General features: G+C 39.5%; 25 protein-coding genes. 11 read left to right on the top strand and 14 right to left on the bottom strand.

Annotation, left to right across the window (positions count from 1 at the left end):
- The first annotated feature begins 116 nt into the window (after window positions 1-116).
- A complete protein-coding gene (locus tag QQL36_RS13045) occupies window positions 117-2,321 on the top strand; it encodes a GH92 family glycosyl hydrolase (protein WP_321569928.1) in 2,205 nt (734 codons plus the stop codon).
- Window positions 2,322-2,359: 38 nt separating this feature from the next.
- On the opposite strand, the gene QQL36_RS13050 is transcribed toward QQL36_RS13045, so the two are convergent.
- Window positions 2,360-2,653 carry a helix-turn-helix transcriptional regulator gene (locus tag QQL36_RS13050; RefSeq protein WP_320580717.1) on the bottom strand — a complete coding sequence of 98 codons (294 nt, stop codon included), beginning with the start codon at window positions 2,651-2,653 and terminating at the stop codon, window positions 2,360-2,362.
- A gap of 96 nt (window positions 2,654-2,749) precedes the next feature.
- On the opposite strand from QQL36_RS13050, the gene QQL36_RS13055 reads away from it, so the two are divergent.
- Both QQL36_RS13055 and QQL36_RS13060 read left to right on the top strand, forming a co-directional pair.
- Window positions 2,750-3,373 (top strand): hypothetical protein, encoded by a 624-nt coding sequence (locus QQL36_RS13055; RefSeq protein WP_321569929.1) that lies wholly within the window; start codon window positions 2,750-2,752, stop codon window positions 3,371-3,373.
- Between the two features lie 134 nt (window positions 3,374-3,507).
- Window positions 3,508-4,248 (top strand): SDR family oxidoreductase, encoded by a 741-nt coding sequence (locus QQL36_RS13060; RefSeq protein WP_321569930.1) that lies wholly within the window; start codon window positions 3,508-3,510, stop codon window positions 4,246-4,248.
- A gap of 155 nt (window positions 4,249-4,403) precedes the next feature.
- Here the strand turns inward: QQL36_RS13060 and QQL36_RS13065 are convergent, their stop codons facing one another.
- The 6 genes from QQL36_RS13065 to QQL36_RS13090 form a co-directional block, all read right to left on the bottom strand.
- A complete protein-coding gene (locus QQL36_RS13065; RefSeq protein WP_321569931.1) occupies window positions 4,404-5,036 on the bottom strand; it encodes a hypothetical protein in 633 nt (210 codons plus the stop codon).
- Window positions 5,037-5,045: 9 nt separating this feature from the next.
- The gene (locus tag QQL36_RS13070; RefSeq protein WP_083730228.1) at window positions 5,046-5,240 is read right to left on the bottom strand and encodes a hypothetical protein; all 195 of its coding nucleotides are present in this window, start codon (window positions 5,238-5,240) and stop codon (window positions 5,046-5,048) included.
- A gap of 131 nt (window positions 5,241-5,371) precedes the next feature.
- A complete protein-coding gene (locus QQL36_RS13075; RefSeq protein WP_083730230.1) occupies window positions 5,372-5,566 on the bottom strand; it encodes a hypothetical protein in 195 nt (64 codons plus the stop codon).
- A gap of 295 nt (window positions 5,567-5,861) precedes the next feature.
- Window positions 5,862-7,391 carry a TROVE domain-containing protein gene (locus QQL36_RS13080; RefSeq protein WP_321569932.1) on the bottom strand — a complete coding sequence of 510 codons (1,530 nt, stop codon included), beginning with the start codon at window positions 7,389-7,391 and terminating at the stop codon, window positions 5,862-5,864.
- A gap of 81 nt (window positions 7,392-7,472) precedes the next feature.
- Window positions 7,473-8,288: an ATP/GTP-binding protein gene (locus tag QQL36_RS13085; RefSeq protein WP_321569933.1), complete on the bottom strand. Its 816-nt coding sequence runs from the start codon at window positions 8,286-8,288 to the stop codon at window positions 7,473-7,475.
- A 14-nt stretch (window positions 8,289-8,302) separates the two neighbouring features.
- Window positions 8,303-8,428, bottom strand: coding sequence for a PQQ-dependent sugar dehydrogenase (locus QQL36_RS13090; RefSeq protein ID WP_321569934.1), 126 nt, complete (start codon window positions 8,426-8,428; stop codon window positions 8,303-8,305).
- Between the two features lie 166 nt (window positions 8,429-8,594).
- Here QQL36_RS13090 and QQL36_RS13095 point away from each other — a divergent pair, with 166 nt between their 5' ends.
- From QQL36_RS13095 to QQL36_RS13105, 3 genes are all read left to right on the top strand, one after another.
- Complete coding sequence (locus QQL36_RS13095) at window positions 8,595-9,224, top strand: YiiX family permuted papain-like enzyme (RefSeq protein WP_321569935.1); 630 nt, start codon at window positions 8,595-8,597, stop codon at window positions 9,222-9,224.
- A gap of 162 nt (window positions 9,225-9,386) precedes the next feature.
- Window positions 9,387-9,704, top strand: coding sequence for a hypothetical protein (locus QQL36_RS13100; protein WP_083730235.1), 318 nt, complete (start codon window positions 9,387-9,389; stop codon window positions 9,702-9,704).
- A 56-nt stretch (window positions 9,705-9,760) separates the two neighbouring features.
- Entirely contained in the window at window positions 9,761-10,129 is a 369-nt protein-coding gene (locus QQL36_RS13105) for a DoxX family protein (protein ID WP_321569936.1), read from the top strand.
- Between the two features lie 3 nt (window positions 10,130-10,132).
- On the opposite strand, the gene QQL36_RS13110 is transcribed toward QQL36_RS13105, so the two are convergent.
- Window positions 10,133-11,479 carry a hypothetical protein gene (locus QQL36_RS13110; protein ID WP_321569937.1) on the bottom strand — a complete coding sequence of 449 codons (1,347 nt, stop codon included), beginning with the start codon at window positions 11,477-11,479 and terminating at the stop codon, window positions 10,133-10,135.
- Window positions 11,480-11,702: 223 nt separating this feature from the next.
- Between QQL36_RS13110 and QQL36_RS13115 the strand changes: the two genes are divergently transcribed.
- Together QQL36_RS13115 and QQL36_RS13120 are read left to right on the top strand one after the other, a co-directional pair.
- A complete protein-coding gene (locus QQL36_RS13115; RefSeq protein ID WP_321569938.1) occupies window positions 11,703-12,242 on the top strand; it encodes a hypothetical protein in 540 nt (179 codons plus the stop codon).
- 104 nt (window positions 12,243-12,346) lie between these two features.
- The gene (locus QQL36_RS13120; RefSeq protein WP_179091371.1) at window positions 12,347-12,511 is read left to right on the top strand and encodes a hypothetical protein; all 165 of its coding nucleotides are present in this window, start codon (window positions 12,347-12,349) and stop codon (window positions 12,509-12,511) included.
- 85 nt (window positions 12,512-12,596) lie between these two features.
- Here QQL36_RS13120 and QQL36_RS13125 read toward each other — a convergent pair whose 3' ends face one another.
- On the bottom strand, window positions 12,597-13,058 hold the full coding sequence (locus tag QQL36_RS13125; protein ID WP_143709161.1) for a hypothetical protein: 462 nt from the start codon (window positions 13,056-13,058) through the stop codon (window positions 12,597-12,599).
- 94 nt (window positions 13,059-13,152) lie between these two features.
- Between QQL36_RS13125 and QQL36_RS13130 the strand changes: the two genes are divergently transcribed.
- A complete protein-coding gene (locus QQL36_RS13130) occupies window positions 13,153-13,566 on the top strand; it encodes a hypothetical protein (RefSeq protein ID WP_143709162.1) in 414 nt (137 codons plus the stop codon).
- Between the two features lie 151 nt (window positions 13,567-13,717).
- On the opposite strand, the gene QQL36_RS13135 is transcribed toward QQL36_RS13130, so the two are convergent.
- Window positions 13,718-14,170, bottom strand: coding sequence for a hypothetical protein (locus QQL36_RS13135; RefSeq protein ID WP_083730241.1), 453 nt, complete (start codon window positions 14,168-14,170; stop codon window positions 13,718-13,720).
- 217 nt (window positions 14,171-14,387) lie between these two features.
- Here QQL36_RS13135 and QQL36_RS13140 point away from each other — a divergent pair, with 217 nt between their 5' ends.
- Complete coding sequence (locus tag QQL36_RS13140; protein WP_321569939.1) at window positions 14,388-14,786, top strand: hypothetical protein; 399 nt, start codon at window positions 14,388-14,390, stop codon at window positions 14,784-14,786.
- A 215-nt stretch (window positions 14,787-15,001) separates the two neighbouring features.
- On the opposite strand, the gene QQL36_RS13145 is transcribed toward QQL36_RS13140, so the two are convergent.
- The 4 genes from QQL36_RS13145 to QQL36_RS13160 form a co-directional block, all read right to left on the bottom strand.
- Entirely contained in the window at window positions 15,002-15,175 is a 174-nt protein-coding gene (locus tag QQL36_RS13145) for a hypothetical protein (protein ID WP_321569940.1), read from the bottom strand.
- Window positions 15,176-15,272: 97 nt separating this feature from the next.
- Window positions 15,273-15,710 carry a hypothetical protein gene (locus QQL36_RS13150; RefSeq protein WP_143709175.1) on the bottom strand — a complete coding sequence of 146 codons (438 nt, stop codon included), beginning with the start codon at window positions 15,708-15,710 and terminating at the stop codon, window positions 15,273-15,275.
- A 173-nt stretch (window positions 15,711-15,883) separates the two neighbouring features.
- Window positions 15,884-16,327 carry a hypothetical protein gene (locus QQL36_RS13155; protein WP_321569941.1) on the bottom strand — a complete coding sequence of 148 codons (444 nt, stop codon included), beginning with the start codon at window positions 16,325-16,327 and terminating at the stop codon, window positions 15,884-15,886.
- 321 nt (window positions 16,328-16,648) lie between these two features.
- Window positions 16,649-17,026, bottom strand: coding sequence for a hypothetical protein (locus QQL36_RS13160; RefSeq protein WP_321569942.1), 378 nt, complete (start codon window positions 17,024-17,026; stop codon window positions 16,649-16,651).
- 152 nt (window positions 17,027-17,178) lie between these two features.
- On the opposite strand from QQL36_RS13160, the gene QQL36_RS13165 reads away from it, so the two are divergent.
- Window positions 17,179-18,702: an ISL3 family transposase gene (locus QQL36_RS13165; protein WP_321569943.1), complete on the top strand. Its 1,524-nt coding sequence runs from the start codon at window positions 17,179-17,181 to the stop codon at window positions 18,700-18,702.
- Window positions 18,703-18,861: the final 159 nt, after the last annotated feature.

Genomic DNA, 18,861 nt, shown 5'->3' on the forward strand with positions numbered 1-18,861 from the left:
CTGCACCTGAAAGACTAAGAATATAGCTTGCCGATTTCCTTTTTCCGGTTGTCCTCATTTAATGAGGGTGACCGGATTTTTTTATATTTTTAGTCCTCTCAAAAAAAACGAAAGATATGCAACTAAACAGGCTGCTATTGGGTATGGCATTATTTGCCTCCCCATTCGCACGGGGACAGAGTACAACCAGCAATGTCAACTATGTAGATCCCACTATCGGCGGTGTGGGCATCATACTGGAACCCACCCGTCCTACAGTTCACCTGCCTAATAGTATGGTGAGGGTATTTCCCATCCGCAAAGATCAGCTGGATGACCGCATTCATGATTTCCCACTTACCATTGCATCGCACAGGCAGGAAAGCCTTTTTGGTATGATGCCCATATCAGGCGACGATTATTTTGCACCCAGGGTATGGGACAGGGAGCGTACTACGCCTTACTATTACAGTACTTTCCTCGACGATGCGGACCAGGTAGAATTTACGCCTGCAGCGCGTAGCGGATATTTCCGTTTTCACTTCCAGGGAAAGGAGAAGCACTATCTCCGTTTTCAGCCTTTGAATGGTAAAGGCACTATCGAAGCAACCGGCAAACAGGTGATCACCGGTACAGAACAATTCCACGGCATGGCAGCTTACTTTTATGCAGAGCTGAGCACCCCGATCGTAGGTGTACAAACTTTAGATAAAGAAGGTCAAAAGATATTGCTGGCAGAAGTGCCGGCAGCAACAGCAGTAAAATACGGTGTTTCTTTTGTGAGCATCGAACAGGCAAAAATTAACCTGCAAAAGGAGATCCCTGACTGGAACTTCGATGCAGTAAAAGATAAGGCATTTAAAGCCTGGGATAAAGTATTGGGCCAGATCAATGTGAAAGGCGGTACGCCTGCACAGAAACGGGTATTCTATACCTCTCTGTACCGTACTTACGAGCGTATGATCAATATCAACGAGTACGGTAAGTATTACAGCGCATACGATCACCAGGTACATTCCTCAGATAAGCCCTTTTACGCGGATAACTGGCTATGGGATACCTATATCGCATTAGAACCATTACAGACCCTTTTACACCCTTCTACAGAAGCAGATAAGATCAGTTCTTATATCCAGATGTATGAGCAGAGTGGCTGGATGCCTTCGTTCGCAGTCGTAACCGGCGATATGCCTTGTATGACGGGCAATCATGCCGCCGCGTGGATGGCAGATGCGTGGTTCAAAGGCGTACATAATTTTGATGTAGCCAAGGCATATGAAGGACTAAAAAAGAATGCTTTAGAGGCAACCCTGCTGCCGTGGAGAAATGGCCCGGGTACAGAGCTGGATGCTTTTTACAATACACATGGCTATATGCCTGCCCTCAGACCGGGAGAGAAAGAGTGGGTGAGTGAAGTACATGGTTTTGAGCGCAGACAATCTGTGGCCGTGACATTGGAAAATAGCTTTGATGACTGGTGTATCGCTCAACTGGCTATACCGGCAGGTAAAAAAGAAGATGTTCCATTGTTTTTAAAGCGTGCGGCTAACTATAAAAACGTATTCCGGGCAGATAAAGGCTTTATGTGGCCAAAGGACTCCGCCGGCAGCTGGATCGAGCCATTTGACCCTAAATTCTCAGGTGGTCAGGGTGGTCGTGATTATTTCACAGAAAACAATGCATATACCTACAATTGGGATGTAAAGCATGACCTGACAGGATTATTTGGTCTGATGGGCGGCCCTAAGGCAGCAGAGGCGAACCTGGACCAGCTGTTCCGTGAAGGACTGGGCAGAAGCAAATACCAGTTGTGGTATACCTTCCCGGATGCGACGGGGTTGGTTGGGCAGTTTGTAATGGGCAATGAGCCTAGTTTCCACATCCCTTACCTGTACAATTACCTGGGAGCGCCCTGGAAGACACAGAAACGCATCCGCATGCTAATGGATACCTGGTATACAGACAACCTATTTGGCATTCCCGGAGATGAAGATGGGGGTGGTATGACGGCTTTTGTAGTGTTTTCCATGATGGGATTCTGTCCGGTAACCCCGGGTATTCCTCAGTATAATATTGGTAGTCCGGTATTTACGCAGGTAACGATACAGTTGGAAAATGGTAAGGTATTCACGATCAATGCACCTAAGAGTTCAGGAGAGAACAAGTACATTCAAAGTGCAAAACTGGATGGAAAAGTGCTGAATAAGCCCTGGTTTACGCACCAGGAGGTGTTGAAAGGCGGGGTATTGGAGCTGGATATGGGTGCTGCGCCAAATAAACAGTGGGGAAGTGGGGAGCAGGCATTACCTCCTTCTTCAATTAATTATAAATCAGGAGAATAGGTAACAATACGGCCATCCTGAAAGGATGGCCGTATTGTTTATAGATCTTCCAGAATCAGTTTTCCCAATTCTTTAATAGCATCTTCATTTCTTTTGTAATATGTCCACTGTCCCTGCCTGGTCACGGTCAGCAGTCCTGTTCGCTGTAAGAGCGATAAATACTCAGAGGCAGTGGATTGTGTAACCCCCATTTTAAGCTGGATTTGTCCTACACATACGCCATTTTCGCAGCATCCTTCTGCCGGAAAATTATTTGCCGGGTCCTTCAGCCATTGTAATATCTGAAGCCTGGCCTTGTTGGATAATGCTTTGAATACTTCCACGTGTTCCATACTACAAAGGTATCGGAAAAATGCGATTTTATCATACTGTTGTATCAATTCAGCAGATTGGAAGAACTTTACTATAGATCTGTTAAACCTTAACCCATGTATTTTAGATTAGCTGTAAACCCCGTAGAAAATTTCAGAGTTAAAGACGTTCTCTCTCTACCCTATTTCAAGCATGTTAACCGGTTTGCCAAACCCTATTTATACAAATCCAACTATGTAAATGTACTCTTACAGGAGCGGAACATAGATGGATTCGCCATGGTACATCTGGTATACTTTATTAAGCAACCCGTATTGGTAGTGGTATCAGAAGAATCGCCCCGAACTGTTGTCCAGCAGGTAGTAAGCGGACAGATGGAGCTTCTTATCAAAGGTCAGAAACCCATGGTGTTACAACCAGACGGTTATGATATATTACAATTAAATACTGACGAGTATGCTCTCTTGTTGCAGCCTGGCATTTGTGAAGTGCTTCGCTTCGATTTTGAGGAATCGGTTATGAAAACAGTCAGTAAAACAGCCACTGTTAAACAGTGGCTGGATAAACTGAAATCCGGTAAATCTGCTTTTTATAGTCACCGCCCTATAGATGAGAAATTCCGCTCTCTGCAGGGTGAAATGCAATATTGTCGTGCATTTACAGAAGAAGAGCAGGAATGGTTCAATGGTAAGTTGGACGAAGTATTTGAAATGGTGACAGAACAGGGGGTGCTGCGATAACCCTTGTTAGAATAGAACAGGGAGTGCTGGCAATAACCTTTCTTAGAATTTTACATCTCTTCCTTTAATCTGTGTAATTTTTCTGTGCGCATAAAGTATGACCTTTGTTTTATCAAACACAAAACAAAGGATATATGAAAACGCTCACAGGGAAAATTATTTTAGTAACAGGTGCATCAAGAGGTATTGGCGCGGCCATAGCGCTGAAACTGGCTGCAGAAGGCGCGACAGTAGTGATCAACTACGCTGGCAATAAAGAGGCGGCAGACAAGACCGTGGCGGCTATACAGGAGCAGGGCGGAGCATCAATGGCCATACAGGCGGATGTAAGTAAATCCGACGAAGTAAAAAGAATGTTCGACACCATAATAGCACAATATGGAAGAATGGATGTGCTGGTGAATAATGCAGGGATCCTGCTCTATAAATTAATCAAAGATACGACTGACGAAGAATTTGACAGGCAGTTTGCTATCAATGTAAAAGGTACTTTCAATACCATGCGCGAAGCTGCTACAAGGCTCGCTGATAATGGGACTATTATCAACTTCTCTTCTTCTACTACCCGTTTATTATTGCCTACTTATGGGCCTTATGTAGCTACCAAGGGAGCGGTGGAGCAGATGACACGTGTATTTGCGAAAGAGGTAGGGGCAAGGGGAATTAATGTGAATGTGGTATCTCCTGGTCCTACTAATACAGAGTTGTTTCTGAATGGGAAGACGCCTGAGGCGTTGGAGAGGTTGGCGGGATTGTCAGCGTTTAACAGGATTGGTGAGCCGGAGGATATTGCGAAGGTGGTGGCTTTTTTGGTGAGTGATGATGCGAAGTGGATCAGTGGGCAGAACATAGGAGCGAATGGAGGGATGGCGTAGTTAAAGTGACGGGGTGGAAAATGAAGTGGGGGGCATTACTGGATTGGCGAGGGGATGGATTCGTTTCTGAGTGGGCTGTATTTATTGGGGAATAGTGGGGTGATGGATTAAAATTCATTAGGGGTTAAATTTTTCACGCATAAGTGGTTGTTTATTTATGCCGCTTTATACCATTCCGGGTCTTCGAGTCTTGGGAGGAAGAAGCCTTTGATACAGTTTGGATTACGAACGCAGACCTGGATATGGGTTTGGTCGTAGAAGCCGGAGTCGTCGTAGATGGGATTGCCTTCTATGAAGACGCAGCGGACTGTGTCGAAGGGGATTTCTCCGGTTTTGATTATTTCCCTATGTAATGTTTCAATTACGTTGTAATCCAAACCCCGTAATACTTTATCTTTTGGATTAAGAGATCCCGGGGCAGGCCTGTTTTTAGGCATAGGAGTGTTTATCTCACAGAATGTGTCTTTTAAAAGATAATATGATTCCCTGATTCTATCGATATACGATTTGTCAGTGAGATCAAGACAATTTCCAAGGCTAAAAACCGCTCCCAGTACAGCCGGATTATCTATTTTACTTTTACCAGGTGGATTTTTAGCAAAGTCCATCGCTCTTGCATGATTGTTTTGCCAAAAATAAATTCCTGATCCAAGCCAGTCATATCCATTATGGCTGGCTTTCATCCTAATCTGACCCAGAATGATTTGGTCCCTGATGGATTGATCACATCCATGGAAACCCAATAAAAGACCCTGGTCAGATGAATAAATGATTCTTGAATTATTCATATGTGAGTTTTAAGATTTTTTGTCTGATACACCATATCTTCTATCTGCTATCTTCCAATGTTCCTCAGTCATTTGGCTGAAAAGTTCTTCCAATCCTAATTCTTCAATTAATTCTTTCCTATATTCCGGATCGTTCTTTACCCGTTCCCGTGCTTTTCTCAGCATTTCCATATGCCTTTGGTATTCTGCATAACCACCGTACATAAATTTTAGTTTTTAAAAGTGAAGAAAAATAAATGATTTGATCCTTCAATGGATTGATCACATCCATGGAAACCCAATAAAAGACCCTGGTCAGATGAATAAATGATACTTGAATTATTCATATGTCTGGTTTAAGATTTTTTGTCTGATACACCATATCTTCTATCTGCTATTTCCCAGTGTTCCTCAGTCATTTGGCTAAAAAGTTTTTCCAACCCTAATTTGTCAATAACTTGCTGCCTGTATTCCGGATCGTTCTTTACCCGTTCCCGTGCCTTTCTCATTATTTCCATATATCTTTCGTGTTCTGCATAACCGCCATACATGATTTTACATTTTTAAACGTGAATAAATTGAATAATTTGACCCTCCAAAGGTAAATAATTTCAACCCGAAAAAACAAATAAAAACAGCCACTGTATTGGTTTTTATCGTTTCGATCGCCGCATTTTCAAAATAAAAAAAGCCCGTCCAAAGACGAGCTTTTAGAAAGCCAAAAGGGTAAAAAGAATAAGGGTCGGTTTTTTTCAATTTAAAGAATGAAGTAACCCGTTATAACGACACCTTCGCTTTACTATTTTTTGAGGTTTAACTATGAATGAATCTCAGGGTATAAACAAACTAGAATGTCAACGCCTTTATATGCTTCACCGCATCCTGCCCGTTCTCTATCGCTGCTAATATCTCAAATACCTTATCACTCCACCCACTTATCAAAAACACATCATTTCCCCCCACACTCACCGGTGTCTGACCTAATCCAGCCAAATCAAACAAATACAACTTCGCATGTGGAACCATGTATTTATACAGCTGCCACTGCGCTGCCAGCGTATTCTGATCATTCTGATTATTCGTCGTACTATCCCACATCTGGCAATCTGTAAACATCATCACCTTATCCGCTACATGTTTACTCTTTATCAGATCAGCCAATACTTTATAACCATTCGTGCTATAACCCACCTCACCTTCTCTCCTGTAAAACGCATCCACATTTGCCAGTATATTCTTCTTAGGAAGATCAACCACCTTCCACTTATCACCAAACATACCCGTTATCACATTTTTGCATTTATACTGCAGCAACATACCTAGCAATAATCCAATATCATAGTATTTCACCACACTTCGTGCTGATAAGGCTGTCTGCATAGAACCAGATACATCACAGGCAATCACGATACGCGTATCATCATCAAATCCCTTCAGGTGTTGTACTGAAATCTGTATTGCTGTTTCCAGCGCTTCCAGCACATCCTTTGTTCTTTTATGTTTTACCTGTTTCAATTCACGGTAGGCAGACAAAAATCTAAAAGGCAATTGTTTTGAATGCAACACTGCTTTTTCATCAGTCAGGTGTGCACAAACCTTTTTAATAATCCTGTCATCCACATCTGCCTGCAATAGGTTACGCAGGTTACGTATCATTGCCATATACCCCATCATGTTAGAGTCGATCAATTGTTCCCACGCATAGCGAAAGGCCTTTTGCCTATCGCCAGCGTCGGAATACTTTACCTGACCGGTAGTTGTCAGGGTCGTCTCCCAGGTATAGGGTACCTGTAGTTCATCCTGCGCAATTTTATCGAACAGTAACTGCTGATCATCATCCTTTGGTTTTGGATGAACAATAAACAGGGCATCTTTTAATGTTACTGCCGCTGCGTGGTTATATTTTGCAAACTGATATTCATCAAATTTGTTGAATGCCATCGACAGTCCCTTTTGTATCTGCTTGCTCAGGCGATGTAACTTTTTAGTCTCCTGTCGTTTATTAGACAGGGCATAGCATGCCAGCAACTCAGTAATTTCATCTGCGCGCTGTACTACTCTGTTCACCATATTACTCACCAATGCATTTCCAGTATGCACCTTCGCCAGCTCTACAGCCAGCGCCAGCGGAATACTACGCAGGTACATTTTTTCACGGGCATATACAGCCAGGCGGGCTACGAACTGCGGATCATTTTTTTTGATCAGCTCACGTATGCGCACCAGCCGGTTTTCACTTCCTTCATAAAACTGGTCATGGAAAGAAGCTGTAACAACAGCACTATACAGTTCCAGCTCTGGTGTAAGGTTGTAAGCCCTTGCACCTTCGTAGTTAACAGTGGAGGATACGTCCTTCTTTGATGTATTGAATCTCATGACGGTTTTTGTTTTCGTTTGTGATAACAATACAAAGGTTGGACGCAAGTGCGCAGTTTTTTTGCGCACTCAAAAAAAGTTTTATTTTAATTTATAGGCTACAATCGTATTTTTAAAAAAGGTAGGTACATATAATGTTTGTGTCGCTGCATTATACCATATATCAGCAGTATTACTTTTTTGCTCGCGGGTGTCAAGCAATACCTGTTTGGAACCGTCTGTCTTTACATAATAGATAATACCCTGCCAGCCACTTATCACGAATTCATTTTCTTTTACCTGCACAATTCCATCTGTACTGCCTTCCAATCCTTCTGCAATGATAGTAGGGTTTTTCTGCGCATCTATTTGTACCAGTTTACCGTTAGTCAATGCATAGAGCATGGACCCAACTGCCAATAACCCATTTGCATTATCCATGTTTTCAAGGTACACAGCTGGTTGCCCATCTTTAATTCTGTGAATTTTGTTGGCTCTGGAATCACTTACATACACCACACCTTTGGCATCTATGGTAATGTCATTGAGCATCTTTGCACCTTCGATGGGGATCCTGCGTACGATGGTACCGGTTTTGACATCAATCTCGGCTACAGCTGTCAGCTCCGCCACATACAGATGACCTTTATACAATCCCAGGCCCTTGTTGGCATTCAAGCCCCTGACCCATTCTTTGGTAATGATCTTACCATCCAGTGCTACTTTACTGATATAGCCGCTGCCTTCCTGTTTAGTACCCATGCTGGAAACGTATAAGAACTGTCCATTGGGCGCCAGCAGGGCAGACTCCGGGGTAGTAAGCAGGGTATCCGTCTGCCATAACTTTTCCAGTGAGTGCTGGGCGAATAATGATACATGCGTAAAGATGATCGCGATTGCAATAAAGGTTGTTTTCATAATTATGTTATTTATTAACGTGGCGTAATTCGTAACAGCGCATCCGGGCTATTGGTGATCACGTATATCGCACCATCCGGTCCCATCTTCACATCCCTGACCCGGCCATAGCCTTTTAACAGGATTTCCTGTTCAGTCACTTTATCTTTGTTAATGACACGTCGCTATAAGAAGGCCTGCTACGCTTTTCATAAGGTCAACATTTCAACGTGTTATAACCGAATATAAGAAAGGAAAGGGGCAAAAAGAAGAATATTATGCATAAACCGTTTGTCTAAAATCTATTATCTTGTATTGACAATACATATGAAGAAAGGAATACTCATTATTGCCCTTTTAGGTTTGACCCTGTTCATTGGTGTGAACGCCAGAAAAAGATTTGTAACTCCCCCTGCCATTCACAGTGGAGATCTGATTTTCCAGACCTCTCAGTCCGCACAAAGCAAGGCGATCCGGTTGGCCACAAAATCCAGGTACTCTCATTGTGGAATCGTATATAAAGAAGGCGATAACTTTTATGTGTTCGAAGCCGTGCAGCCGGTAAAGCGGACACCGCTGGATCAATGGATTGCGAGAGGGAAAGGTGGCCATTATGTGATTAAACGACTGAAGAATGCGGATAAAGTGTTGACGCCAGATGCGTTGAAAAAAATGCAGCAGGTGGGAAAGACGTTTACCGGTAAAAATTACGACCTTACTTTTGAATGGAGTGATGACCGGATGTATTGTTCAGAACTCATCTGGAAAGTTTATCAACGGGCCACAGGTATTGAGATCGGAAAATTGGAGAAGTTAAGTGATTTTGATCTGACGAGTGATGTGGTCAAAGCTAAGATGAAAGAACGATATGGGAATAATATTCCGAAAGATGAAGTGGTGATTTCCCCAAAAGCAATATTTGAGAGCGAACTGTTAGCAACGATTATTGATAAGTAATGCCTATGAAAGTATCAATTTCTCAATTGATGGAATGGTTGACAATACAGTTGGTTATCTTTACATCGCACACAAAAAAGATTTACCTGAAATGAATCCCGGCTGATTGATCATGTTGAAAGAAATAGGAGATGGCTGGTACATTTATAAGACAACCTGATAATGAGCAAAAGGAAATACTCAAAAGCAACAATAGCCATTATAAATGAATTAAAAACCGATCAACGGGCCTATCGGTACGAAGAAGACGGTAATAAATATGGGTTACTGATCCTCTACCGTGGAGAAACCTTGTTTTACCAGGAAAATGACCGTGCCCTGCTGTGTGAGATCGCAGCGAGGTTTGCAGTCATTAACCCTGAAACAATTGCTCAATGGGATGATAATACTGACATTAACTCAGATGAACGCGCGGCTATCCTTGATAAAATCATGACACTCTACAAAAAAGCATACAAAGACGATCTGAAAATTTATTAGAGAATATATGCGTAGTTAAATAGCTACGCATATATTTGTAGTCAAATAGCTACATAATGACAAAGCGAAACAATATCATCTATTGGACAGTGACTATTTTCCTTTCCTTATTTATGTTTGTAGGGGGAATAGCGCAGATTCTCAGACAAAAGGACAATGTGGATGGAATTATCCATTTGGGATATCCGCTTTATTTCATGACCATCCTTGGGGTGTGGAAAATATTGGGTGTCATCGCCATCCTCACACCCCGGTTTCCGCTGGTAAAAGAATGGGCGTATGCAGGATTTTTCTTTGCCATGACAGGCGCTGTCATTTCACACATTGCTGCAGGAGATCAATTTGCACATTTCATAGCACCACTGGTATTTGCAATACTGACCGTGGTATCCTGGTATTTCAGACCTGCAGGTAGAAAGCTGTAAGGGTCAGGACAGCTGGCCCCATACCTCCCTGAAATCCTCGTCGCGCAATACTTCGCCCAGGTCGTAAGCATCATACCCGGTAGAACGTATAGCATCCCTGCATTGTAGCAATAGTTGTACACATTTTTCTTTATTGCCTGATTTTATGGCAAGCCTTGCCATGGAAATGTAAGGATGTGAATAGTAATTTCTGCCCATTACGGCCGCCAGTTGCAGCTTTTCTTCTGCCTGGTGGTTGATGGAGGGAGACTTGTAATCGTAGGCCATTCCGGTATAGGCAAGCAGGAAATCGCCCCAGTAAAGATTCAGCTGAAAATCCTCTTCATGCTTATATACCTGTGCAAAAAGCTGTAGTCCGTGTTCAAAGGTATTGATCAGTTTTTCGTAAGCCCCCTGCTCATGATAGATCTGCGCGATGGCAAGCAATGCGTTAGTGGCATATACAGGAAAGGTCCAGGCAGCGGGCTGTTGTACATGACCTTTGGTGAAAAACTCTACCGAAATCCAGTAATATGCCAGTTTCAAATCGTTCTCTTTCAATCTTTTGGCAGTATCTGCAAATCCTTTGCCCAAACGGTTCAGCAGTTCAGGATCTTCTGTATAATGGCCTTCAAGTGGCTGTAACAGCAAGGCTGTTTGCGCGACCATTATAGCCTTGTATGCTGTATCAATTTCCGGCGAGTCGTGAAAGAGGATGTAATGGTAAGTTTCAGCCCAGTCGAGGTAAACGAGTGGATGTTTTTCTGCCAGTTCATGCATAGCGCCTTCGAACTCATGTAACAGCCGCTGATGCCAGTAATGGTTCTGCTCAAAAGGAAGACTGCGTACCCTGAAGCATAGATGAACCAACGCCCTGATAGCAGTGATATCCCTGAGCACAGGTCTGAAAAAATACAGTAATTCAGTGAACGCTTCAGTCGTGAATTGCTTTGTGATTTCCATTTTATCCGTCAGCGCCCTCACCATAGACATTTGTATGTCGGTGGTTTGTGGAGCGATGTTGTAAATGCGGATAGCTTCCTGGATGTAACGTACCTTATCCTCAAATACTTTCGCACGATCTGCCAGGTTTTGGTAACAATAGCCCCGTTCCTGGGAGTATAGCTGATCGGGAAAGAAATGCTGAATGGAGTCGATAATACCGAGCAGGTAAAAGATAAAGTCTTCCGGGTTGCTTACTTTATCGCAGTCCAGGTCATACACACCATAGGAGTAAACCATATCATAGGCGGCAATTATTTCTTCCTTATATTCTTCCAGTTGGGTAGGTGAAAGGCTTTCTACCAGGGCATCCATTTCTTCGACGTCATATCTTTCGGCCAGTTCTTTCAGCTGAGGGATGATATTCATTTGCTAAAAATAATCAAAGAGAACAATTTTTCCGAGGGGTAAGATTAATAGCTAAGCTATAATATTATCAGGTTACCATAAGTACATTAAAAGGACATCTTTATATCAATTTGATATTGAGGTGCCCATTAAGTGATGTGTTAGTACTCATTTGGCGTTATTGTCGCATTATTCTTTCAAAGAATTGTTTTAAATTGATCTTACAACCCCAAAATTGTTTGTTATGGCTATTGTCAAGGATAACTTACTACTTCAGTCCGTGGAGGGCACTCTCGGCAATCAATTCACAATTTATAAACGGAACGGGCAGATTATCATAGCGAAGAAGCGTGGTCCGTCAAAGAACAAGCCGACTAAAAAGCAGCTGGAAGCGAGGTATAAGATGCGCGTTGCGGCAGCTTATGCAAAGGTGATCATACAGGATCCTGATATAAAGGCATATTATAAATCACTGGCCGGACCGGGCCAGAATGCCTATAATATGGCCGTGAAAGATGCTTACAAGTCGCCCGAGATTCAGAATATTCAGTTCGAAGACGAGACCGTAGTGGTAACGGCAAAGGAAGAATTCAGGGTAGCAGAAGTGGAAGTACGGGTGCATGATGCAGCGGGTGTAATGCTGGAAAGAGGGAAGGCGGTTTTAGGTCGGAATGGCGTGGATTGGTATTATAAGGCTGCGGGTTTACCGGCTGGTGGCAAGGTTGTGGTAGTGGCGGTAGACCTGCCGGGGAATGGAACGGTCAGGGAAATAAGGGTAGAATAAATGGGGTATTGGAAATTAGAAAGTGGTAATCCTTTCTCATTCTAATCTTAGGCTGAATGAATTGAAGGCGGCAAAACGGACCTTCATTTTCTGCTGTGATTCGTATGGAAAAAGCTCCTGGTGTAGAACTGCCAGAACTGTTTCAGGCTAATGAACTTTTTAAAGAAGTAAATTCTAAGAACCGTGAACTGATGAAAAAAAGTTTTTTAGTTGATACTTTGGGCAAAGATGAACAGCTAGCCATCAATGATTGGCCTGACTGTCTCTAATAAAAAATAAAGGATAATTTTTCGCAATTGATTGCTCAATAAAATAAAGCAGCATCACTGCGGCTTTGTTGTTATTGTTTTAACTTCACTTTGGTTTTTTCTTATAATAAGGTTTAAACTCTTGTATATAACAAGGTTTATCTGTTTTAAATATACCTTTCTCAAATGCTTCTTTATGTAATTCTGGCAGCTTATCAAATTGTTTCTTTCGAAGCCTATCTACCTTCTTAAGAGTCATAAAATCATAAGTACAGCTTAACATCATTACAACCTCTAATTCATCACATTTATCTACAAGGTTAATAGTTGCTGTTTCCATTCCAACAGACCAAAATAATATTTTATTCACGGAGACAGGGATGTCTATTTGGAAAAAACCATCGAAATCTGTGCTGCCAACTTTAGCTGTATCATTAATCATAATTGTTACTAATGACCCAGTTTCAAAATGATCAGACATCACTCGCCCTTTGATTATTTTATTCTGAGAATAAAGACTATATGTTGAAACAACGCATACAATAAAAGCGAGTATTAATTTTTTCATCTTATTTTCAATCTTTTTTAGGTATATATTCGTGGGTATAATTGTATTCTCCTGCTTCTCATTATATATATTCAAAGACACAAATAAAAACATTATGAGAGTGCACGTAGGAATTTTATTTTTATTATTTTCTTCAATCAAAGTGTATTCCCAATCTCTATTTGATACCATCCACATGCCTATATATAGGTATAAAATACAACGTATCGATTCTGTAGGGTCAGTGTATGTAATATATGCTAAAAAAGACGGCAAAGTTTTGAAAATTGCCTCTCCCAAAAGTATTTTAAATGTAGGAGTACCTATTCAAAAGAGGAAATATTACGATTTGGAACTAATTTCATATTTAGATGAATCAAGAATAAGTGGGAAATTGCATATAGGTGGAATTAATGTAGGTGGCATATTCATAGAACTTGAAGGTGGAAAGGTAATATGGGATCTGTTTTATTGTAAGAACCTAAAAGGTTTATATATTACTCCACCTAATCAGGTTACAAACAAATAGATTGGAGTATATGCCTTTAAATTTTATTAATTGGTAGCGATAATATGCGAAAACCTATCATCATCTTTACCTTTAAATCACTACTTTTTTCTAAAGATAAAGTACCTGATGAATGGTCATCAGCTACCTGAACATATATATCGCGTTTTAATTATTGAATTAATTGAGCCCCAGGTTTGTCTTTGATCTGTTGTAGCCTTTTTTGGGCCAGTTGCCGAAATGACGCTTTATAATTAGAATCTTCAAATGGCATTTTGATAGAGCATTTTTTATCAAGTGATTTGTTTTGGGTTTTAATAATCTTTTGAAGAGTGATATTATTATATACTCTTTCAAGAATTGCCCATCTTGGTGATTCATAATCATCAGCCGCTTTTGAAGCAGTAAATGTAACGTCAAAACATTCATCAGTTATGAAATGTGGTAAAGTTTTGTCTGAATAGTAGTTTAAACTATCGGCATAGACCCTGATTTTGCGTTCCCACCTATCTCCTTGGCTTATAGATCCCCTTACAAGTACAATATTGGTACTATCCTTTATTTCCTGAGCCCAGAGGGTATGAGTGAAGAATGTTAAAAATAATAGTACATATATGTGTTTCATTTTTCCTATTTAATGAAAATTGGAATGTTAATGTATTGAAATTAATTGAATTGGGGGGATAGTTGTATTTTAAATTTTGTTGTCCACCTAATTTATTTGCAGATCTTGCGTTATCATCATTTTCTGTAGTTTGGCCTTTTGGCCATTTCGTATCGACATTGTTGGTCATTTGCTGCATTCATGGGTCAATAATATAATTAATCTGTAAATTTATAATATGCTCAGACTATCTTTATTCTTCTTATCAATTATTTATTATTTAGAAGCTAAATGTCAGCATCTGGAAATTTTTAATCATATAAATAATAATAACATTTCTTATGGAGTATGGATTGTAGGTCCTCAATATAAGAATGGTAAAATGATGGGGGCTTTATACCAGGTTAGAGTAGAAAAACAAACTGGAGATTCAGGTCTCATTGCTAATATGAAATCAAATGAATGGATCTCAGCATTAAAAAACCCTGAAACAGATTGGGCCGCTAACTTGCTATTATATGAATTATACAGGAAAACAGGATTTATTTTAAGTGATATGAAACCAGATATTTGGAGGGAAAAATTTAAAAATGAAGATCTGGAGTTTTGGATTAGTTTCTTGAAGAACAATAAATAGTATTTTTCTTCACCTGGATAAAAGTAAAACTATAGGTAAGTACCTGCAGTTTTACTATGAGAGTGAAAAAGAAGATTTATATCTAAAAGGGAATTTATAAAAAGGGAGTAGCAAAAGTGGAAACTAATAGAGCTGTTTGGGGAATCAGTTCATTAGCAATTAAGGTTCCAATGTCATATCCATTTGTAATTTTTTCATGACTTATCCCTAAAATTCTAATCCTTACACCATTGAGCTGAAATTAATTCAGGGCTAAATTTTTCTATCATCATTTTATCCTGGGCTTGCTTTTTCAGATCAGATGAAAATAAAATAAGTTTACGCTTTTCGTTATGCCGTAAGTCCGTTTTTTTCTGAGCACTGGATAACGCCGCTGATAATAACAACATAACCTTCATAAATAAATATTGTATTTGCTATATTTAAAAATAATGAGAAGGAATTGGTTCTTCCTTTCATTATTTAATATAATATTTGAAATTACATTCATATCTGAATCACACATTCAATAAAATCTTTTTTAAATTTCTCTTTATCAAAATCAGGTATCTTTAAAACGTCAATTGCGGTAATAGAATTAATCAAATTTGATTTAATTATCCCAATTACTTTATCATCATCTCCATTCATAATCTCTGCATAATCCGCTATGAATTCATATTCGATGGCTTTCTCAAGCACCCTGTCTTCAAGTCCTGGCATTTTAATAATTTTAGGAGGGCCAATATATTTAGGCTTTCTAAGTTTTAAAATTTTCAGGCTTCTTGGATTCATGCAGTTTAAACCAATAAATAAATATTCGACGCCAATCCCGTAATGTCTTGGTTTAAGAAAAGAAAGAATTAGTTCATTAAATTGATTGATAATTCCAAGTTTAAATTTCACTTCTGGGCTTATATATAAGCTAATTGAAAAATCTTTCATACAAATAAGTGATTTATAAAAAGCTTTAGAAACTATTGTAATAATATCCCCTGGCATCATTCAAAATACTAACGAAGGTCCTATTCACTATATAATCAGGAGCAGGGATTTAACTAAAATTAAAATAAGGAGAAGAAACACTTCCTTCTCCTTATTCAATATAATATTAGAACTCATATTTGTATCTGACTTACACACTCAATAAAGTCCTTCTTAAATTTCTCTTTATCAAAATCAGGAATTTCCAAAACATCAATTGCTACAATGGAATTAATAAGTTCGGTTTTAATTCGTTTGATTAATTCTCCTCCTTGTGCATTTAATATACTTTGGAAATCAGCAATGAATTCGTACTCAACATTCCTTTCAATTATTGACTCAGGAAGTCCTTTAGTTTTAATTATTTTGGGGCCCAGGACATAACTAGGTTTTCTTAATTTCAAGATCTTTAAGCTTTTAGGGTTCATACATATAAACCCAATAACTAAATTTAATACACCACTACCATAATCTCTTTCCTTAAGAAAGGAACAAATTTTTTCATTAAAAATTGATATAACACTTAGATTCGGGCCGACTTCGGGACTAATCATTTCACCTATATAAAATTTTTCCATTTGTTTTGAAGACGTTATGATCAAAAAATGTATAATTCAAACTAATTTATCTAAAAATAGAATTTCCGGGTGGCAGCGTCAAATTCGCGCGATAATAGTTGTATAATTTCCATCGGGGTCAATGATGAATCGAATTGGGTTAAGATTTGCATAATTATATGGCGAATACCTTCTTGATTTCTCACATAACAAGTCTACCCATTGCCGTCTGGATATCTGCACTTCATACATCCTTCCACCGTAATCATACCAATGAAGTCCCTTCTCATCCAAAAACTCCTTCTGCTGAATTTCCTTGCCGTTATATTGTAGCAAATTTTTTTAGTATCCGGCTCCTTTCAGCTCATTACTACTAATCCCAGCCATCGTCAATCCAAATGGGTAATAGTGAGTTTCTTCTAACAGTGGTCCACTATTGTGAGATATAACAAGATTGTCGAAGTAGACATTTTCCCTACTTTCATTGCTTGTATAAATATAAACAAATCCTGTTTTTTTAATAACGAACTTCTCTACCGTCAATGTTTGTAATTCATCAGGATTTCCCTGTACCTGTTTCACACCACTATTATCATCTACCATGTTGAACAGGTCGTCAAAAAGTACATAGGTGAGATACGCCCTGTGTTTAGTGGCAAGGTTCTCATCAGCATCCTTGCTGATCAACTCTTCGTACTCACTGGATGTATATGCTGACAAAATAGCGGAATTTGTACCTGCAGCCGCATGCGTACCATCAGAGTGCTTATTCCGAGCAAAGTTTACCAGCATTCTGCTTTAAACCGGCTCTTCGTCAATTTTGGTGGAAATTTTCAATGGTGTAACTTGAGTTGAATGTGTGATCAGCCCCAATGAATTCAAAAAATCTCATATTTGAAAGGAGTGAAGCTTTTAATATCAAATCAATTATACAAGTACAAAATATAGTATACCTTAATGTAGAGAGCCGATTGAAAACTGCTAAATGTCCTAATTGCCAAAGGAAAAGTGGTAGTATACACAGTTATTACTATAGAAAGATAAAAGACTTACCATCATTTGGCAAACAGGTATGCATAAATCTCTTGACAAGGAAATTTTATTGTAAGAACAATAATTGTGAAAAGAAAATATTTTCGCAACGTTTTAACGAGCAATTCAAGCCTTATTCCCGTATGAGTGAACGGCTTGCAGCAATACTTCTAAAAACAGGATTATTGACTGGGGGAAATGCGGGAGCAAGGCTGTGTAAACTACATAATGTCAGTGTTAGTGCTTCTACTATCCTTAGAAATATACATAAAGCTCCTATTATAAAACCAGAAACACCTCAAGTATTAGGAATCGATGATTGGGCCTATAAGAAGCAGCACAGGTATGGAACTGTGCTTGTAGATATGGAAAAACATAAAATCATAGAACTATTACCGGATAGAGAAGCTGCCACCATTCAAAAATGGCTGCAGGATAATCCTGGAGTAAAAATAGTTAGTAGAGACCGGTTTTCGAATTACGCAAATGGTGTAAGAAACGGTAGCCCTGAAGCAATCCAGGTTGCAGACAGATTTCACCTATTACAAAACCTTAGTGAATCATTGAAAAAGCTTCTGGTGCGGCATTATAAAACATATAAGGGAATCATTAAGCAAAAAGACGAGGAGAAATTAGACGGGAATATTACAGTACTGGCACCAGCAGATCTGCCAAGGCAGATTACACCCAGTTATTATAATCGACAATGTCAAATGGATGAGATTAAATCCCGACATGCAAATGGTGAATCAATCAGGAGCATAGCATCATTAATGAAAATAAGTAGAGAGAAAGTGACTAACTTTCTAAGGCTTCAGGAGCCTCCAATAAGATTATCTCCTAATCAATTTTCATTTACAAAATATGCTGATCTTATCAAAAAAAGTATTATCGCAAACCCACGAATAACCTCTAGTAAGATAATAATTGAGCTAAAAAATTCAGGGTATAATGGAGGCAAGACGGCTGTTTACAATTTTATTAAAAATTGTGTACGGATAAAACCTAATGCTGATCAAGAAGAGTTGCCCAGGCAGTTATGGTCTCCTAATAAAGCATCTTTGTTATTATCTAAACCAGCATCACTGTTAAATGAAATTGAAAACAAAGTGGTAAATGCACTGTGTAAATCAGTTTCTGATATTGAGAGATCATGTCTTCTATCACGCCAATTTAGAAGAATGATCATCAAGAGAAAGGGAGAAAGATTAAATAATTGGGTAAATAAGGCATTAAAATCTGGAGTGAAAGAAATGATATCCTTTGCGAATAGCCTTCTTTCAGATTTTGATGCCGTTAAGTGTCTAATACGGAGGTCATTGGGCCAGCCCCAACGGAGCATACCGGGCCAGTCAAAACGGTGATATTGGGCCAAAATGAAGGTATCCTATTGGCCTAAAACGGAAGTTACTGGGCCAAAAACCACCTTCCACTCTTTAAAACGGAGATCATTGGGCCAAAACAAGTTTAACCTCTGCTTAAAACGGAAGTCGCTGGGCCAAATTAATCGATAACCGTAGCTA

It is taken from the genome of Chitinophaga sp. LS1 (assembly GCF_034274695.1).
Classification (GTDB): Bacteria; Bacteroidota; Bacteroidia; order Chitinophagales; family Chitinophagaceae; genus Chitinophaga.

What these genes read in the sequence shown, in the direction of transcription:
- QQL36_RS13045 (WP_321569928.1), top strand. Translation starts at nt 117, where the DNA reads ATGCAACTAAACAGGCTGCTATTGGGTATGGCATTATTTGCCTCCCCA.
- QQL36_RS13050 (WP_320580717.1), bottom strand. Translation starts at nt 2,653, where the DNA reads ATGGAACACGTGGAAGTATTCAAAGCATTATCCAACAAGGCCAGGCTT.
- QQL36_RS13055 (WP_321569929.1), top strand. Translation starts at nt 2,750, where the DNA reads ATGTATTTTAGATTAGCTGTAAACCCCGTAGAAAATTTCAGAGTTAAA.
- QQL36_RS13060 (WP_321569930.1), top strand. Translation starts at nt 3,508, where the DNA reads ATGAAAACGCTCACAGGGAAAATTATTTTAGTAACAGGTGCATCAAGA.
- QQL36_RS13065 (WP_321569931.1), bottom strand. Translation starts at nt 5,036, where the DNA reads ATGAATAATTCAAGAATCATTTATTCATCTGACCAGGGTCTTTTATTG.
- QQL36_RS13070 (WP_083730228.1), bottom strand. Translation starts at nt 5,240, where the DNA reads ATGTACGGTGGTTATGCAGAATACCAAAGGCATATGGAAATGCTGAGA.
- QQL36_RS13075 (WP_083730230.1), bottom strand. Translation starts at nt 5,566, where the DNA reads ATGTATGGCGGTTATGCAGAACACGAAAGATATATGGAAATAATGAGA.
- QQL36_RS13080 (WP_321569932.1), bottom strand. Translation starts at nt 7,391, where the DNA reads ATGAGATTCAATACATCAAAGAAGGACGTATCCTCCACTGTTAACTAC.
- QQL36_RS13085 (WP_321569933.1), bottom strand. Translation starts at nt 8,288, where the DNA reads ATGAAAACAACCTTTATTGCAATCGCGATCATCTTTACGCATGTATCA.
- QQL36_RS13095 (WP_321569935.1), top strand. Translation starts at nt 8,595, where the DNA reads ATGAAGAAAGGAATACTCATTATTGCCCTTTTAGGTTTGACCCTGTTC.
- QQL36_RS13100 (WP_083730235.1), top strand. Translation starts at nt 9,387, where the DNA reads ATGAGCAAAAGGAAATACTCAAAAGCAACAATAGCCATTATAAATGAA.
- QQL36_RS13105 (WP_321569936.1), top strand. Translation starts at nt 9,761, where the DNA reads ATGACAAAGCGAAACAATATCATCTATTGGACAGTGACTATTTTCCTT.
- QQL36_RS13110 (WP_321569937.1), bottom strand. Translation starts at nt 11,479, where the DNA reads ATGAATATCATCCCTCAGCTGAAAGAACTGGCCGAAAGATATGACGTC.
- QQL36_RS13115 (WP_321569938.1), top strand. Translation starts at nt 11,703, where the DNA reads ATGGCTATTGTCAAGGATAACTTACTACTTCAGTCCGTGGAGGGCACT.
- QQL36_RS13120 (WP_179091371.1), top strand. Translation starts at nt 12,347, where the DNA reads ATGGAAAAAGCTCCTGGTGTAGAACTGCCAGAACTGTTTCAGGCTAAT.
- QQL36_RS13125 (WP_143709161.1), bottom strand. Translation starts at nt 13,058, where the DNA reads ATGAAAAAATTAATACTCGCTTTTATTGTATGCGTTGTTTCAACATAT.
- QQL36_RS13130 (WP_143709162.1), top strand. Translation starts at nt 13,153, where the DNA reads ATGAGAGTGCACGTAGGAATTTTATTTTTATTATTTTCTTCAATCAAA.
- QQL36_RS13135 (WP_083730241.1), bottom strand. Translation starts at nt 14,170, where the DNA reads ATGAAACACATATATGTACTATTATTTTTAACATTCTTCACTCATACC.
- QQL36_RS13140 (WP_321569939.1), top strand. Translation starts at nt 14,388, where the DNA reads ATGCTCAGACTATCTTTATTCTTCTTATCAATTATTTATTATTTAGAA.
- QQL36_RS13145 (WP_321569940.1), bottom strand. Translation starts at nt 15,175, where the DNA reads ATGTTGTTATTATCAGCGGCGTTATCCAGTGCTCAGAAAAAAACGGAC.
- QQL36_RS13150 (WP_143709175.1), bottom strand. Translation starts at nt 15,710, where the DNA reads ATGAAAGATTTTTCAATTAGCTTATATATAAGCCCAGAAGTGAAATTT.
- QQL36_RS13155 (WP_321569941.1), bottom strand. Translation starts at nt 16,327, where the DNA reads ATGGAAAAATTTTATATAGGTGAAATGATTAGTCCCGAAGTCGGCCCG.
- QQL36_RS13165 (WP_321569943.1), top strand. Translation starts at nt 17,179, where the DNA reads ATGAATTCAAAAAATCTCATATTTGAAAGGAGTGAAGCTTTTAATATC.